This window comes from Streptomyces sp. WAC07094 (genome assembly GCF_036320405.1).
Classification (GTDB): Bacteria; Actinomycetota; Actinomycetes; order Streptomycetales; family Streptomycetaceae; genus Streptomyces; species Streptomyces lannensis.
Genome location: NZ_JAVMJZ010000004.1, coordinates 144,175 through 161,093 on the forward strand (window position 1 = coordinate 144,175; position 16,919 = coordinate 161,093).

Consider the following 16,919-nt stretch of genomic DNA (forward strand, 5'->3'; position numbering starts at 1 on the left):
ACAACCTCCACCGCGCAGTGTGGATGATCGCGTCCTGGTGGCCGGTCGCTCGGTCGGTGGGGTCCTCAGCAGCGGTGTCGGCGCGACACGTCAGCGAGGACAGGACCGCCTCCCATGTCCATCGGCGTCAGGTGCGGGTGAGGTCGGCCAGGAGCGCGGGCAGCAAGCGCTCCTCCATGACGGCTTGTCCCGACTCCTCCATGGCATGTGCCAGTTGGGGGTCCCAGGGACTTGCCGCCGACGGGCCGCCCAGAGGTGTGGACTGGCCCTGGCCGAGGGCTTCCCGGTAGTCGGCGGTGGTCATGCGCCAGGGTTGGGCCCCATGGCGTTCCACGGCAGTGGCGGTGATGCGCAGGCCCGCCCAGTCGAAGTCGGCCCGCCAGTACAGCCGGGCTCCGGCGCGCACCGCGTCGGCGAGCAGTTTGTGGCAGGCGGCGGACGGTACGCCCTCGGTGCACACCAGGGATGGGCTCGCGGCTTCGAGTTCGGCGGCGGCCGCACGCAGGACGGCCGGGTTCTCGCACACGAAGATGTCACCGGCGGCGGGGACGACGGGGCCGGATGCGAGCTGGTGGAGGGTGAGCCGGAACGGGATGCCGAAGTCGGCGGCATCGCGCAGCCAGTCGCAGACCACCGTGTCGCCCTCGGGGCGGATACCCAGGACGAGGACCTGGCTGGCGAGGTCGTCGGCGATGGCGCCCGCGCTCTCCCACAGGGCGCGGCGTCCGGCCCTCTCGCGCGGGACTTCGTCGCCTGTGCGCTGGGCGAGGGCGCGCAGGACGAGCTGTTCGAGCGGGGAGCCGGGGACGAGGGCTTTGGTGTCGCCGGTGGCCCATTCGGCGAGGACCGGAAGCGGCAGGATGCGGGAGTGGTCCTCGGGGAGTTTTTCCAGGACTCGCACCGCCGCGTCGATCAGGGGTGCGTCCCCGCGCCGCAGAAGGCGGGTCAGGGTGCCGTCGGCGGCGAGGCGGTCCAGCCAGGCCGCGAACCAGCTTTCGGTGGCGAGGCGGCTGGAGCGGGCGGAGGTCAGGACCTGTTCGCGGCGGGTGTCCTCGTCGGCGCGTTCGGCGGGCCGGTCGCGCAAGGGCCCGTTCAGGTGGCCGAGGGTCTGGAGCAGGCCGGTGCCGCAGCGGTCGTACAGGTAGGCGTCGAGGGCGGTGAGAGGGACGGCGAGGCGTTTGGCGGTCTCGGGACGGTAGCGGCCGGTGACGCCGATGACGGTGCGACGCTCGGCATCGCTGGGGGCCAAGAGGCCGATCTCGCCGTCGAGCGCGCCCGAGGTACGTTCCAGCTTGCGGCGGGCGGCGGCCAGCAGCCGGGTCCAGCCCTCACCGTGCAGTTCGTCGTAGCTGTGCTGCTCAGTCGGCAACGGTGGCCTCCTTCGACCCGGGGACGCGGCGGGTGCCGGGTGAGCCGAGGATCGCGGTGAGGTTGCCGATGTCGTCGGCCAGCAGCTTCTCGCCGTCCCAGAGGAGCAGCAGCGTGGAGACGGTGTGGTCGATCGCCGAGTGCGCGAGGTCGTAGTGGGCGGCGGCGGGGACGGTGGCGTGTGCGGCCCACAGGTCGTATCCGGTCATGAACAGGTCGAGGTCGAACTGGGCGGCCAGCGACATCAGTTCGCCGCGGCCGGTGTCGTCGACGCCGGCGAACGCCTCGTCCAGGGCGAGCAGTCGCGGGGAGTGCGGGTGTGCGGAGTTGAGCATGGCGTGCGCGGCGGCGAACAGCGGCAGGTGCAGCGAGACGGACTGCTCGCCGCCGGAGAGGCGGCTGTGACGGGCGCGGGTGAGCCGCTCCTCGCTTCTGTCGGGGCGTACGAGCTGGAAGGCGAACTGCCGCCAGCGGCGGTAGTCCAGCACCTGGGCCAGCAGTTCGCGGTAAGGCAGGTCGCGGTGACGGGCGCGGGTGTTCTTGATCTGCGCGGCGAAGTGGGCGCGGATCCGGGCGAGTCCGTCGGGGCCGAGCCGGGCGGCGTCCGCGTCGAGGAGGGCGCACACGGCACGCTGCTCGACGTCGAGGTCGTCGGCGAGTAGCCAGCTCACGCCGACCGTCGTGCCGGAGGACATCCTGCGTTCGCGCATGTCGGTGTTCATGCGCCGGATGAGGTCGCGGGCGTCGACCGTGCGGTCGTGGATCTGCTGGGCAAGTCGGGTGAGCAGAGCGTCCTCGAGAATGCGCTGCTCTGAGTCGCTGAGCAGCTCGGCCTGGTCACGGCGGTGCTCGGCGATCTTCTCGGCGAAGGAGGCGACGGGCAACGGGCCTTCCTCGTCGGCGACGCGGACGAGGATGACGCCGTCGGAGCCGTCCCATTCGGGCCGATAGTCCTGTCCGGCGGCGGCGAGCTGGGCCTGCAGGTCGTCCAGGGCCTTCGTCAGGCGGGTGACGGACTGCTTGACGCTGGTCTCGGTGGGGGCGAGGTCGCGGGTGGCGGCCTGGATCGCTTCGTGGACCGCTACCGCCGCGGCGGGCAGCTCCTGACCCGCCCAGTCGGCCTCCTGGGCGGGCCAGGACAGGCCGGGCGGGCAGCGCAGGATGTCGAGCAGTTCACGAGCCGCGTACGGGGCGAGGCCCCGGGCGGTCTCCTTCTCCTCGGCGGCGGCGACGGAGCCGGCCTCGGCCGCCGCGGTACGCCGGGCCTCCGCGGAGGCGGTGGTGGCGATGGCCGAATGCAGGGCGGCGGTGACCGTCTCGGCCTCCCGGACCGCGCCGTCGAGGGCGTCCTCGGCCTGATGCACCTGGCGCATCACCTCCTGCGCCTCCGCGCCGACGGCCTCTTGGAGGGCGTCGAGCCCCGCGGCCTCCTCGGCGTGGCGGCGGCGCGCGGCGCGCTCGGCGTCCAGGGCGGCTTCCTCGTCCTCGGCTGCCGCACTCAGCCGGTCGGTGGCGGCTTCGGTGACCTGCGACTGCCGGGCGTGTTCGCGGCGGCGGGCGGCGAGTTCGCGTACCGCCGCCTCGAAGGCGTGGGTGGCGGTCTCCACGGCGTCGACACGATCGGGGGCGATGCCGTGCTCGGCGGCGGTGCGGCGCAGGGCGCGCTCGGTGACCGAGCAGGCGGCCACGGCTTTGTCGTACGAGGCCTGGGCAGAGTCGGCGGCCTCGCGGGTGGCGCGCAGCCGTGCCGCGGCCTTGTCGAGTTCGCGCAGCGCGGCGGTGATGCCGGTGGTGCGGGGCAGAGCAGCGCGGGCGGCTGCGTACGCCTCCAGCCGTGTCTCGGTGCGGGCCTGGGAGCGCGTCAACTCATCGATCCCCGCAGCGAGTTCTGCGAGCAGCGCCTCGCAGGCCGCGATGCGGGCGGCGCGGCGGCGCTTGCGAGCAGTGGCGCCGACGTACTCGGCGTGCTCCTTGGTGTGGGCGCCGACGAGGACGCCGGCGACGTACCGGCCGACCGGGGTGATCTGCGCGGTGCCGGAGTCAGGGCCGGAGGTGATGGCGACGGAGCGCAGGACGGCGGTGACGCGCGCGGCGGGGATCGGTGTGCCGTCCTCCGGGCGCAGCAGGTCGGCCAGGCTGGGTCCGTCGACGGGTGTGCGGGTGTGCAGGTAGCCGTCGCTGTGCCCAGCCGGCACCGGGGTGTCCTCGGCGGTGACGAGGGCGTCGAGGAGGCCGGAGGCCTCCAGGGCTGCTTCCAGACCGGCCTGTTGCTCCTCCGTCAGATGCTCGGCGAAGTCAACGAGCTGCCACAGAGGTACGCCCTCCCTCAGTGCCTTGAGGGCCTGGGTGGCAGTGCCCCCAGCGGTAGCCGGGGGAGTACCCCCACGGGTGCGGTCGGCGGTGCGGCCACGGGCGGCGGGAGGGGCGTCGTCGTGCTCGGCAGCGATGCGGTCACGCTCGGCCTCGGTCTCGGCGCGACGGCGTTCGAGGTCGGTACGTCGGCCGCGCAGGGCGGCCAGGGCGTCACGCAGCTCCTGCACGGCGGGGGCGACGGCCTCGGCGTAGGTGTCGGCGAGGGTGGCCGCTTCCCCTTCGCCGGTGAGGTCGAGGGCTTCGGCGAGGCGGTCGATGGCGCCCTCGGGGAGGAGCGGGCCACGGGCCTGCGTCCACTGGGCGAGCGCCTCTCGCGCCTGTGCGCGGGCGGCCTCGACCGCCTGCTCGGCGTCGGTTTCGCCGCTTTCGGCGCCACTGACCGCCTCCTCGGCGCGGTCGAGGGCGCTGCGGGCGAGGTCGCGGGTCTGCTCGGCGCTGCGGCAGTCCTGCTGGGCGGCGCGTAGCGCCCGCACGCCGTCGTGGCGAGCGGTGGCGAGCGCGGCGGACCGCTCGGCGAGCCGGGTGGGCTCGGCGTCGGGCGGGGTCCAGGCAATGCCCGCGGTGTGGGCGTGGTCGGCGACGGCGGCGGCGCCACGGGAAGCGGCGCCCTCGAGCTCGGCGGCAAGCTGGGCCGCGCGTTCGGCTTCGGCACGGGCACGGCCGGTGGCGGCGGTGCGGCGTTCGCGTTCGGCGGTGGCCTGCTGGGCGGTGTGCTCGCAGGTACGCACCAGACGTTCCAGGTCGGCGAGCTGCTCGACGGCCTGATACGCGGCGGAGGAGCGCAGCTGGTCGAGGCGGGCGCGCAGAGCGGCGAGCGCAGCGTCGGCGGTCTCGGCGCGGGTCTCGGCGGCGGCCTGCTGCTCGCGGGCCGCCGCCACCTCCGCTACGGCGTTGTCCAGGGCGGCAGTGCGGGCAGCGGTCTCGGTACGGCGGGCAGTGAGTCGGTCGGCGGCCACGCGGGCGTGGACCCGCAGGTAGGTGGAGTAGCCGGCGAGGAAGGCCCGGGTGGCGTCGTCGGCGGCTACCAGTCCCTCCAGGGTGCGCTGCACAGACTCCATGTCGTCGAAGGAGCGGGCGGCTTCGGCGATGAGGTCGTCGTCCAGCGGGCGCAGGCCCTCGGTGAGGGTGTCGGAGAGCTTGGTCGGGTCGAGGTTCTTGGCGAGCTGCGGGCGGCGCAGCGTGAGGATGAGCGTGAGCAGTTGCTCGTACCGCTCCCGGCCGAGGCCGAACAGCCGCTGGTCGACGGCGGCGCGGTAGTCGGTCGGAGAGGCGATCAGCTCCTGGCCGAGCTCGGCGGCGAGCTGCTTCTTCGTCATCGGCCGGTCGTCGTCGGTGAGGAGGGAGAAGTCCTCGCCGACGCGGCCGTCGGTGACGAAATGCCAGCGGGCGGGGGTGTCGCGGTGGCGGTGGGCGTGCAGGCCGATGCCGCAGGTGACGGCCTCGCCACTGGTGCGGTGGGTGAACTCGATCCAGACGTAGCCGAGCGCGCTGTCCTGCCCGCGGAAGAGCAGGTTGGACTTCATCGTGCGGTCCTCGGCCGCGAACGGGTTGAGCCGCTTGGGATCGATACGGCCGTCGAGGACGAACGGGAAGAGCACTTCGAGGGCCTTGGTCTTGCCGGAGCCGTTGGGCCCGCGCAGCACCAGCCAGCCGCCGGCGAAGGAAAACTCCTCGTCCCGGTAGTCCCAGAGGTTGACGATCCCGGCGCGAGTGGGGACGTATCGGGTGGCCGCAGTGGGAGCGGCGGCGCTGGCCGGGACGGGAGTCGGGGTGCTCACGGCGTCGGGTCCTTCACGGTGTCGTCGGCGAACCGAGCGGTCTGGGCGGCGGACCGCGGGGCGGGCACACGGGACTTCACTCGGGCGCTGACCCCGCGGTAGCGGGCCAGGAGCGGAAGCACGAGGACTCCGCCGTCGACGCGGGCGACCAGCGACAGGGCGGCCAGCAGGTCCATGACCCGGGCGAGCAGCCGGTCCGGGTCTTCGCGCAGGTCCGCGGCAAAGCCCTTGCCGTACTCGCCGATGATCTCCTTGAGCCTGCCACGCAGCCAGGAGTCGGAGACGAAGGGGTAGCGGGTCTCCTCCGGCTCGTCGCCCTCCTCGTTGGCGGCCTCGTACAGCGTCTGCTCCTCGGATGCGGAGAGCTCCGCGAGCAGTCCGCGCGCCGGGAGGGCCGCGTCGATGCGGCGGGCCCGGGCGGCGAGGCGTTCGGCGGCCGTCGGAGCGGGCAGCAGGTCGGGGACGTGCCGCCCCGTGCGCCGGGCGGCCTCGCTGATGCGGGCGCCAAGGAGCAGCGCGGCCTGGGCGACCGTGCCGCCACCGGGGAAACGGATGTCGGACAGCCTGCCGGAGGTGTCGACGAGCGCCACGCCCTCGGCACGGCGCTCCACGGCAAGGCCGGTCAGACGCTCCAGATCCTCGGCGAGTGATGGGGCACGCAGCTGGCCGAGCAACTCGGCCTCGGCGTCGGCGTAGTACGCGACCGGGTTCTCCAGGACGAGACGCCGAGCACGGCGGGCCTGATCGCGGCGCTGGGCGTGGCGGCCCGTGGCCAGGCCCAGCGCGCTTCCGGAATCGAGGAGCCCTGTCACCGAGGTGAGGTGTTGAAGGACTCGAGTGGGCTGGTGGACGGCGGTGAGAATCTCGCGGTCGATGTCGTACAGAGCCTCCGCACGCTCGGGGTCACCGGCCCAGGCGGTGGCGGAGCCGTCGGTGAGGGCGAGAGCGCCGCGCTCGGTGAGCCAGGTGACGGCGTCGACGAAGGCGTCCCGGTCGGTCTTGCGGGTGGTGTCCAGGCCGAGGCCGTCGATGCGCGCGGCGTCGGCGGCGACCGCGTCCGCGAGTTCACCGAGGGCGACCTGCGCACCGTGGCGGCCGAGGGCAGCGAGGGTGAGGACGAGGTAGGCGTAGCGGCGCCGGTCGAAGGGGCGGCCGGCGCGGGTGACGGCGGGCCGCGTCGCGTCCAGGTGGTCCTGCACGCGTAGTAGCCGGGCGGTGTCGGCCGTGGTGACGAGCCGGTAGCCGAGGACCTCCATCAGGTCGGTGCGCAGCTGCTCGGCCCAGCGGCGCACGGTCGGCAGGGCCGCCCGGTCCGGGTACGAGGATGTGATCAGCGGATGCCGCAGGACCAGCCGTACGGCCTTTTGATAGTCGGCGAGTTCGAGAGGTGAAACGTGCTCGGCGACACGCTCCCCTGCGCGTCGCCCACCGCCGCCCGGGGCGGAGGTGCTTCGTGCTGCACTCATGCCGTGACCTCCAGTCGCAGCCCGTTCAAGTGCAGGTTGCCGCGGACGGTGTGCACGGTGGTGGAGCCCTCAACAGGGGTGAGGGTGAGGCGTACGCCGTGGGCGGAGCCGGAGGCGGCGCAGACGCTGCGGCTGGCGGGGACGCGAGCGGCGAGCGCTACGTTCATCAGCGCCAGCAGGACTCGCGTCTCGGCCTCGTCCAGCACCCTGCCGTGCGCTCCGTCCGCAGCGAGCGAGGCGGCGGCGGTGCGGCGCTCGGCCTGCTGCTTCAGCTGCTCGGCGCGGAGCCGTTCCCGCTGGGCTTCGTTGCGTTCGATGCGGCCGGGACCGTGCAGGCCGGGGCTGCGGCCGGACTGGACCAGGGTGCGCGCCAGCTCGACCGGTTCGGCCTCCCACCAGGACGTACGCCCCGGGATCAGCTCGGGGTCCGCGTACGGGACGGCGATATGGCGGGGCGCGCCTAGTCCGAAGGCGGCCTGGAAGAGGGCGTGCGCGTCCTCGTCGCTCTCGCAGGAGATGAACCACTGGGCGAGATGCCGTAGTTGACTCTCCCGGCTCACCCCGCCGCGTCGGGCCTCGGTGACCCTGCGCAGCAGGGCGAGGACGGAGCGGATGGCGGTGACGGTGGCGTCCTGCAGCCGATCGGCCTCGCTGTGCTCGCGCTCCGCGAACCAGTGGACGATGCCCTGCCACCGCTGCCGCCAGTCCTCGAGGCGTTCGGCGGGACTGCGGAAGAGCCGCTCGTCGGCCTCGGCGGCGTGCTCGATCATCCGGTCGACGCCGGTGGCGGCGGTCTTCTCGACAGCCTCGGCGAGCAGCGGAGCGTAGCGGCCGAGTTCGGCGGTGAACTCCCGCATGTGCCCGAGCAAGGCGTCCTTGTGGGCGAGAAACACCTCGGGCCGGGTGTCGTTGGTCCGTGCCAGGTCGCCGAGCATCAGGTAGAACCGGGCGGCGCGCTGCGCCATCTCACCCAGTACGGAGTCCAGGCGGCCGAGCTTGCGGTACACCTCCTCGGCATCACCGGCGGCGTTGGCGTCGGCCAGCGCGTGAAGGTCGGCGAGGATGTCGGGGAAGACGAGCCGGGAGAGCTGGGCGTCCTCCAGCCGCGCGCCGAGTACATCTTCCACGGCCCGGTACGCGCGGTAGCCCGCCTGGGTGAACTGGTAGACGTAGTGCCGGTTGCGGTACTCGGCGAGATTCGCGGCGCGCGTCCCGTCGTACGACCGGTCGAGGACCCGCCAGTCGGCGAGCGCGTCGAGCAACGGCTGCACGTCCCCGACGGCCGCCGCGCCGGGATGCTCGGCAGCGAGCCGCTTCAGGACCCCCGCCGCATCCGAAGCGTGCAGCAACACCTGGTAGTTGGCCCGCCCCCGGTCGAAAGCACGCAACAGCCACAGATATTCGTGGCGTTTCTCGGCAGCGGCGAAATGGAACAGCCGCAGCCGATCGTCCAGGGTGAACGCGTCGATTCCGAAGGCGTCCTCGTCGGCGGATTCCGAGGCCGCGGACACGTCGGTCACAGGTTCGAGACTCTCGTTCGGTGGGGGACGGCATGAACGACACCCAGTCTGCCGCACGGGCCCCCGTCTCCATCAACGCGCTCCTCGCACTGCGCTCCCTGCGCTACTCTGCACCGCCACGCAGCGCCTTGTACCACCACGTACTGCCCATTTGCCCCTTACGGATCTTCGCCCTCACAAGCGAACAGGTCGGCGAGTGGTAGTGATCCTGTGGCAGAGCGCGACGCGCACGTCCGGCGCCCAGGCGACGTCGGACACCCTCCTCGGCGTGGCCTTACCACGCGCGCACACCGTGCCGATCGAGAACCAAGACGGCACGCGCACCTTCAAGCTGTGCCATCAACTGTGCAGCCGCGGACAGCGGTCCGCGGGGTGGCCCTCTCAGTTTCCTAGTCACTACCCCAGAAGCGTGGCAGGTGCGGGAGCGGGGCCGAGAGCCCAAGCTGTCACCCGCGGGGCAATTCCTCATCGGGCTGGTGGTGGCCTCGCCGGGTGGCTATGGCCGTGGCTGGGTGAACAATCCCTGCTCAACTGGCTTGCCACCAGCGCAAGGCCCGGCTGACCACGGAACTCGCCCGTGATGAACGGGTGCTGTCCGAGATCGACACCGCCGTCGCGACGGGGGCATGACGTGGCACGCATCAGCGACGAGACCCGCCGCGACAACGAGTCGGCGATTCGACAGGTCATGGACCGACTCCTGGCCGGCGAGATTCCCGCGCGCAGCAAGTGCGACATCAAGACGCTGGCGGCCCAGGCCGGGGTCGCCCGCACGGGCTTCCACCCCAAGAAGAACCGCGACGGCTCGCCACGGCCGGGGCCCTACCAGCACCTGGCGGAGGAGTTCGAACGCCGACTGGCCGAGCTCCGAGAGCAGGGAGTCGTCCCGGACCCGCGGGCCGCCCAAATCGAAGGCCTCAAAGAACAGGTTGCCGGGCTCAAGGAGCGCCTCGCCGCACGCGACGCGCAGATCGACGGCCTCACCGATTTCAGGCAGCGAGTCCTCTCCCAGCTCGCCGCCCAGCGGATGGAGATCGAGCGGCTGCGCGAGGTCTTGGCCACGCCGTCGAATGTCCGGGCCTTGCCGAACAGTCCACGAGCGGATGCTCCGTATGGATCGTATAGCTGACCGCGGTCAGCCGCGGTCCCCGCCGTGCTTGGTCAGTTCGTTGCAGCGTTCGTCGGGGTCAGCAGTCGTCGCCGCTGGCCAGGAGTTTGACTATGCCGGATTTCCGGGCCCCCAGAGCGGCCCACGATGCGGGGATCTCCTAGCGGCATCGGATACAGGACGTTAACGTCTGCGACTCAGCCGTGAGACCGGCCCGCCCCACCATCGCATTACCTGTCGACCGACAGGTAACTCTCGATCGGAGGTGCGGTGATGAACCGATCCGAGCTCCCCCCTGGGTCAAGCGCCGCCAGCAGCGTCACGGCCGGTCCCGCTCCCGTCGGCTACCAGCAGGAGCTGCGCCGCGGAGTGGGCAGTTTCGCCTCGTTCGCCGCGGGCTTCTCCTTCGTGTCGATCCTCACTACCGTCTTCCAGCTCTTCGGCCTCGGCTTCGGCCTCGGCGGGGCGGCGTTCTTCTGGACCTGGCCGCTGGTCTTCGTGGGCCAGATGCTGGTCGCGCTCTGCTTCGCCGAACTGGCGGCGCGCTGGCCCATCTCCGGGGCGGTCTACCAGTGGTCGAGCCGTCTGGCCGGCACCACGGTGGGCTGGTTCACAGGCTGGATCATGATCATCGGGCAGATCCTCACCGTCGCGGCGGCCGCGATCGCCGCGCAGGCGGTGCTGCCGGGCATCTGGTCCGGCTTCCAGATTGTCGGCGGACCGCACGCCGACCCGTCGGTCGTCTCCCCGACCGGCGCACACAACGCGGTCCTCCTGGGCTGCCTCCTGCTGGTGATCACCACAGTGGTGAACATCCTCGGCGTTCGCCAGATGGCCGCCGCCACCAGCATCGGCGTCACGATCGAGATCGTCGGCGTGATCGCACTGGTGCTGGTGCTCTTCTTCCTGCCCGAGCGGAGCCCCCAGGTGGTGACCCACCACACCGGCTGGGCCGGCCACGGCGGCTACACAGGGGCCTTCCTCGCCTCCTCGCTGATGGCGGCATACGTCATGGTGGGCTTCGACTCGGCGGGCGAGCTGGCGGAGGAGACCCACAACCCGCGCCGAACCACTCCCCGGACCATCCTGCGCGCGCTCATCACCTCGGGCATCGGCGGGGCGCTGCTGATCCTCTCAGGGCTGATGGCCGCCAGGAGCCTGACCGACGGAAACCTGGCCGCCGGCGGACTTTCCTGGGTGCTCACCGACCGGCTCGGAGGCGTCCTGGGCCGCCTGCTGCTGTGCTGCGTCGCGGTCGCGGTGTTCGCGTGCACCCTCGCCGTGCAGACCTCCGGGGCACGGATGATCTACTCCATGGCGCGCGAGGGCGCCCTGCCCTTCCACCGGCACCTCAGCAAGGTCTCGGCCCGCACCGGTACGCCGATCACCACGTCGATCGTGGTGGGCGTGGGCGCCGCGGTCGCGCTCCTGGTCAACATCCGCCAGTCGGCGATCTTCACCGCCCTCTCCAGCCTCTGCATCGCCATGCTCTACCTGGCCTATCTGGGCGTGACGCTGCCGCTGCTGGTCACCCGGCTCCGGCGCGGGGGCACCGGCCGGCTCCCGGACGGCGTCGACGAGACCGGCCGGCCGCTGTTCTCACTGGGCCGCTGGGGGATCGCGGTCACCACGCTCGCCGTGCTCTACCAGGCGGGCATGACGATCAACCTGCTATGGCCCCGCGCGGAGATCTACGACGTCACCGGCGGAACCTGGTGGCTGCGGTGGAGCGCTCTGCTCTTCATCGGGCTCAGCCTCGCCGTCGGTGCCGCCTACTTCCTGGCCTCCCGGCTGCACCGCCGGATCGAGCTGACGCACGTACTCCACACGCACATCGAGCCACCTGCCGAGGCCGTCGCCGAGCCCGCCTGACGGCTCGGCGGTCTGGGCGACGCACCGCCAGACGCACCGACGACGCACCGACGAAGGGACGACGGGGCACCCCATGACCACCGCCGAAGGGCCGACGGCGACCGCGCCGCACGGCCCGCACCCCACCGACCAGCCCACCGCAGTCCACGAGCAGCAGCCCACCGGGCAGGCCCCCGCCAGCGCCCGAGAGCTGCACCTGACCGACAGCGTACGCAGTGCCCGGGACGACGCCCGTGCCCAAGGCGGACAGGCCAGCGACTGGATGCCGTACCTTCCGGCGTCGGGCAGCCCGCACCGCCCGCCGGGGGTGGACCCGGCCGCCCTGGTGTGGGCGGAGACCGTGGCACCCGGCGGCTACACCCACAAGGTCCTCGCCCGCGGCACCCGGCTGCGCTTCGACGACCCGACCGGTGACGCCTGCGCCCATCTGCTGCTCTTCAACGCCCTGGAACCGGTCGAGCGGCTCAACGTCGCCGACACCCAGAAGATCCCGTGGCAGGCCTACCTGGGCGAGAACCACCCGCTGCTGTCCGGTGACGGCCGGGTCATGGCCGTGATCACCGGCGACTCCTCCGGTCGGCACGACGCCTTCTGCGGCACCACCACCGACGCCTGGAACGAACGCAAGTACGGTGACGCCCGCCCCGAGGGACCGTCCCCGTCAGGTCGCGGACTCCTCGTCAAGGCGGCCGCCAAGCACGGCCTGAGCCGGCGCGACCTGCCGCCCGGCGTCTCCTTCTTCCAGGGCGTACGCGTCGCGGCGGACGGCACCCTCGCCTGGCAGGGCGGCGCGGGCCCGGGCACGCATGTCGAACTCGTCGCGGAACTACCCCTTTTGGTGCTGGTCGCCAACGTCGCCCACCCGCTGGACCCGCGCCCCGACTACGTCGTCGGGCCGCTGCGGGTGCACGCCTGGCGAGGCACCCCGACCGGCCCCGGCGCGCCGCGGTTCACCGCCACGCCCGAGTTGCACCGGGCGTACCTCAACACCATCGACTACTGCGAAGCCCGGGGGCTGTGACATGGCGACCACTCAGGCCGAGAACACCGTGACCACCTACCCCACCGCCTCGGGCGGCACCGTCTCCTCCACCGTCCCGGTCGGCGCCGTGTACGCCGAGAGCTCCGCCCTCAACTGGGGAGCGAGCCTGGTGGAGGGCGCCGTCGTCCTGGACGACACAGTGGCCTCCAACGCGCCCTGGTCGGCGGTGGTGAAGAAGGGACACGTCCTGACGATCGTCGACGTCGGCGGCAACCAGTCCGCCGACTGCCTGATCTACAACGCCGACGACCCCGAGGAGCGCTACAGCGTCCCCGACACCCTGGCCTGGCAGGGCAACGCCTATGTGCGCACCGGCACCGTGCTGCACAGCAGTGAGGGCCGCCCGCTGATGACCGTCGTCGCCAACGAGATCGACCGACAGGACACCATCGGCGGCGCCTGCGGCAAGGAGTCCAACAGCCTGCGCTACGGCCATCACGTGATGTTCCATCACGGCTGCCGCGAGAACTTTCTCGCCGAGGCCGCCCGGCATGGCCTGGGGGTTCGGGACCTCGTGTCCAACCTCAACTGGTTCATGAACGTGCCCGTCGAGGCGGACGGCGCGCTGGGCATCGTGGACGGCATGTCGGCGCCCGGCCGCCGGGTCGCGGTGCGCGCCGAGACGGACGTACTGGTGCTGGTGTCCAACTGCCCGCAGATGAACAACCCGTGCAACGACTTCAACCCGACCCCGCTGCGGATGATCGTCGTGGACCCGCAGAGCCCCGCGAGCCCGGGGAGCCCCGACTCCGGCAGCCCGCAGTCCGCGCAGCACCCGAGCACCCCGGAGGGCGCCGCGTGACCCGTCCCACCACTGTTCTCGTCGCCAACCGCGGTGAGATAGCCCGCCGTGTCATCCGCACCGCGAAAAGGATGGGACTGGACACCGTCGCCGTCTTCTCCGACGCCGACCGGGCCGCCCCGCACGTCCGCGAGGCCGACCACGCGGTCCGCCTCGGTCCGGCCCCCGCCCGCGACTCGTATCTGCGCGGCGACGCGATCATCGAGGCCGCGCTCGACCATGGCGCCGGAATCATCCACCCGGGCTACGGTTTCCTCTCCGAGAACACCGCCTTCGCCCGTGCCGTCGAGGAGGCCGGCCTGCGTTTCGCGGGCCCGACCGCCGACCAGATCACCGCCTTCGGCGAGAAACACACCGCCCGCGCCCTGGCCAAGGCGGCCGGAGTTCCCCTGCTGACCGGGACGGAGCTGCTCGCGAGCGCCGAGGAGGCCGTCACCGCGGCCGAGTCGATCGGGCTGCCCGTGATGGTCAAGGCGACCGGCGGTGGCGGCGGCATCGGTATGCAGGCCTGCGCCACCGCCGACGAGGTGCGCGAGGCCTTCGCCCGCGTCGCGGCGCTCGCCGAGTCGAACTTCGGATCGACCGGAGTTTTCCTGGAGCGCCTGGTGCGCCCGGCCCGCCACGTCGAGGTGCAGATCTTCGGCGACGGCACCGGCCGGATCGCCGTCATCGGCGACCGCGACTGCTCGCTGCAGCGCCGCAACCAGAAGGTGATCGAGGAGGCCCCGGCCCCGGCCCTGCCCGGCCGTGTCCGCGCACTGCTGCACGACTCCTCGCGCCGGCTGCTCGCCTCGGTCGGCTACCGGGGCGCGGGGACCGTGGAGTTCGTCTACGACCCGGTGCGCGAGGAGGCCGCCTTCCTCGAGGTCAACACCCGGCTCCAGGTCGAGCACCCGGTGACCGAGGAGGCGTACGGCGTCGACCTCGTCGAACTCATGCTCACCCTGGCCCGCGACGGCCGGGTCGACAACGCGGTCTTCGACCGGGAATGGACGCCCACCGGACATGCCGTGGAGGCCCGGGTCTACGCCGAGGACCCCGGCAAGGACTCGCTGCCCTCCTCGGGCCTGGTCACCCGGGCGGTCCTCCCAGGCCAGGGCACCGACGAGATGCCCGGCGTCCGCGTCGACGGCTTCGCCGAGACCGGTTCGGAGATCTCGCCGTACTACGACCCCATGCTCGCCAAAGTGATCGCGCACGGCGCCACCCGCGACACCGCGTTCGACCTGCTCGGCAAGGCCCTGGCCGCGAGCCGGGTCGACGGCATCGTCACCAACCTGGGTCTGCTGCGCTCGCTGACCGTGCGGGACGAGGTGCGCAAGGCCGTACACAGCACCAGCACGCTCGCCACCACCGCCGACCCCGAGCCGCGCATCGACGTCCTGGTGCCGGGAGCGATGACCACCGTTCAGGACCTTCCCGGCCGGCTCGGCTACTGGCACGTGGGCGTGCCGCCGAGCGGCCCCTTCGACCCCGTCTCCTTCGCCGAGGCCAACCTGGCCGTCGGCAATCCGGCCGAGGCACCCGCGCTCGAGGTCACCGCGGGCGGCCTGACCCTGCGCTTTTCGGCCGCCACCGTGGTCGCCGTCACCGGCGCCCCCGTCCCGATCACTGTGGACGGCACCGGGGCGGCCCTGTGGGAGCCGGTGCCGGTCCCGGCCGGCGCCACCCTGGTCCTCGGCGCGTCCCTCGGGCCCGGCCTGCGCAGCTACGTGTCCGTCCGGGGCGGCATCGACGTACCCGCATACCTGGGCAGCGCCTCGACCTTCACCCTCGGCGGCTTCGGCGGCCACGGCGGCCGGGCACTGCTCGCCGGAGACGTACTTCGGCCCGGAACTGCCAAAACCGCTACCGGCGGCCCGACCCCGCCCGAGCGCCGTCCCGCGATCACCCCGCACTGGCGGATCGGTGTCACCGAAGGACCGCACGCGGCACCCGAGTTCTTCACCCGCGAGGACATCGACACCCTCTACGCCACCGACTACAAGGTGCACCACAACTCGGCCCGCACCGGCATCCGCCTGATCGGACCCAAACCGCGATGGGCCCGCCAGGACGGCGGCGAGGCCGGTCTGCACCCCTCCAACATCCACGACACGCCGTACGCCGTGGGCGCCCTCGACTTCACCGGCGACACACCGATCGTCCTGGGCCCCGACGGACCGTCCCTCGGCGGATTCGTCTGCCCCGCGGTGGTCGCCAGCGGCGAACTGTGGAAGCTCGGCCAGCTCCGCCCCGGCGACACCGTCCGGTTCGTACCGGTCAAGGAGGCCGAGGCGGCCGCCCTCGGCACCCACCGCGCCTCCCCCACGCTGATCAGCAGTGGCGGAGACGGCGACGACGGTGTGCTGGGCCGCCTGGAGGCCACCGATGTCCGCCCCGGCGTCACCTACCGCCGGGACGGCGACGACAACGTCCTCGTCGAGTACGGCCCCATGGCGCTCGACCTCGGCCTGCGGATGCGGGTGCACGCCCTCCAGGAGACCCTCGCCGCGCACGCACCCGACGGCATCGTCGACGTCACCCCGGGCATCCGCTCACTGCAGATCCACACGGACGCCCACCGGCTGAGGGCCCGTGACCTCACCGCCCTGCTGCGCGAACTGGAGGACGAGGTCCCGCCCACCAGCGAACTCGTGGTGCCCTCCCGCACGGTGCGGCTGCCGCTCAGCTGGGACGACCCGGCGACCCGGCTCGCCATCGAGCGGTACATGGCCGGGGTGCGCGACGACGCCCCTTGGTGCCCGTGGAACATCGAGTTCATCCGCCGCGTCAACGGCCTGCAGACCGCCGACGACGTCTACCGCACGGTCTTCGACGCGTCCTACCTGGTGCTCGGTCTCGGCGACGTCTATCTCGGCGCCCCCGTCGCCACCCCGCTCGACCCACGGCACCGCCTGGTGACCACCAAGTACAACCCGGCCCGCACCTGGACCGCGGAGAACTCCGTCGGTATCGGCGGCGCCTACCTGTGCATCTACGGCATGGAGGGTCCCGGCGGGTACCAGTTCGTCGGCCGCACCGTGCAGATCTGGAACCGGTTCCGCAAGGGCGGCCTGTTCCAGGACTCGCCGTGGGCGCTGCGCTTCTTCGACCGCATCGAGTGGTACCCCGTCACCGCGGAGGAACTGCTCGAACTGCGCGCCGAGACCGACGCCGGCCGCGGTGCCTTCGACACCGAGGAGGGCACCTTCTCGATCGCCGAGTACAACGCCTTCCTGACCGCCAACGCCGACTCCATCGCCGCCTTCCGGGAGCGGCAGAGCGCCGCGTTCCAGGCCGAGAAGGAACGCTGGCGCGCCGCCGGCGAGTTCGACCGGGGCGATGATCCCGACCCGCTGGCCGCCGACGCCGTCGCCGTCCCGGACGGCGCGGTCCCGGTCACCGCGCCGTTCACCGCAACCGTCTGGCAGACCGTCGCGCAGCCGGGCACCGCCGTCGCCGAGGGCGACCCGATCCTCTCGCTGGAGGCGATGAAAATGGAGTCCAAGGTGAACGCCCCCGTCACCGGAACACTTCTGGAGATCTACGTCAAGCCCGGTGAACAGGTCGCTCCCGGCCAGATCCTCGCGGCGGTGAAGGCATGAACG

Annotated in this window: 10 protein-coding genes; 6 read left to right on the forward strand and 4 right to left on the reverse strand. The window is 72.3% G+C overall.

Annotated elements, in window-relative coordinates:
• Positions 1 to 127 precede the first annotated feature (127 nt).
• The 4 genes from RCR19_RS42570 to RCR19_RS42585 are packed head-to-tail and all read right to left on the reverse strand — an operon-like array spanning position 128 to position 8,496.
• The gene (locus RCR19_RS42570) at positions 128 to 1,369 is read right to left on the reverse strand and encodes a TIGR02679 family protein (protein ID WP_331270470.1); all 1,242 of its coding nucleotides are present in this window, start codon (positions 1,367 to 1,369) and stop codon (positions 128 to 130) included.
• Positions 1,359 to 5,519, reverse strand: a complete 4,161-nt coding sequence (locus RCR19_RS42575; protein ID WP_331270471.1) for a TIGR02680 family protein — start codon at positions 5,517 to 5,519, stop codon at positions 1,359 to 1,361. The genes RCR19_RS42570 and RCR19_RS42575 overlap by 11 nt, the downstream gene beginning before the upstream one ends.
• Entirely contained in the window at positions 5,516 to 6,985 is a 1,470-nt protein-coding gene (locus RCR19_RS42580) for a TIGR02678 family protein (protein WP_331270472.1), read from the reverse strand. The genes RCR19_RS42575 and RCR19_RS42580 overlap by 4 nt, the downstream gene beginning before the upstream one ends.
• A complete protein-coding gene (locus RCR19_RS42585) occupies positions 6,982 to 8,496 on the reverse strand; it encodes a TIGR02677 family protein (RefSeq protein ID WP_331270593.1) in 1,515 nt (504 codons plus the stop codon). The genes RCR19_RS42580 and RCR19_RS42585 overlap by 4 nt, the downstream gene beginning before the upstream one ends.
• A gap of 41 nt (positions 8,497 to 8,537) precedes the next feature.
• On the opposite strand from RCR19_RS42585, the gene RCR19_RS42590 reads away from it, so the two are divergent.
• The 6 genes from RCR19_RS42590 to uca all read left to right on the forward strand — a co-directional run bounded on the left by RCR19_RS42590 (position 8,538) and on the right by uca (position 16,916).
• Positions 8,538 to 8,708 carry a hypothetical protein gene (locus tag RCR19_RS42590; RefSeq protein ID WP_331270473.1) on the forward strand — a complete coding sequence of 57 codons (171 nt, stop codon included), beginning with the start codon at positions 8,538 to 8,540 and terminating at the stop codon, positions 8,706 to 8,708.
• 428 nt (positions 8,709 to 9,136) lie between these two features.
• Complete coding sequence (locus RCR19_RS42595) at positions 9,137 to 9,634, forward strand: hypothetical protein (RefSeq protein ID WP_331270474.1); 498 nt, start codon at positions 9,137 to 9,139, stop codon at positions 9,632 to 9,634.
• Between the two features lie 252 nt (positions 9,635 to 9,886).
• Positions 9,887 to 11,485, forward strand: coding sequence for an amino acid permease (locus tag RCR19_RS42600; protein WP_331270475.1), 1,599 nt, complete (start codon positions 9,887 to 9,889; stop codon positions 11,483 to 11,485).
• A gap of 73 nt (positions 11,486 to 11,558) precedes the next feature.
• Positions 11,559 to 12,506, forward strand: a complete 948-nt coding sequence (locus tag RCR19_RS42605) for an urea amidolyase associated protein UAAP1 (RefSeq protein ID WP_331270476.1) — start codon at positions 11,559 to 11,561, stop codon at positions 12,504 to 12,506.
• A 1-nt stretch (position 12,507) separates the two neighbouring features.
• A complete protein-coding gene (locus RCR19_RS42610) occupies positions 12,508 to 13,329 on the forward strand; it encodes an urea amidolyase associated protein UAAP2 (RefSeq protein ID WP_079050858.1) in 822 nt (273 codons plus the stop codon).
• Complete coding sequence (gene uca / locus RCR19_RS42615; RefSeq protein ID WP_331270477.1) at positions 13,326 to 16,916, forward strand: urea carboxylase; 3,591 nt, start codon at positions 13,326 to 13,328, stop codon at positions 16,914 to 16,916. The genes RCR19_RS42610 and uca overlap by 4 nt, the downstream gene beginning before the upstream one ends.
• Positions 16,917 to 16,919: the final 3 nt, after the last annotated feature.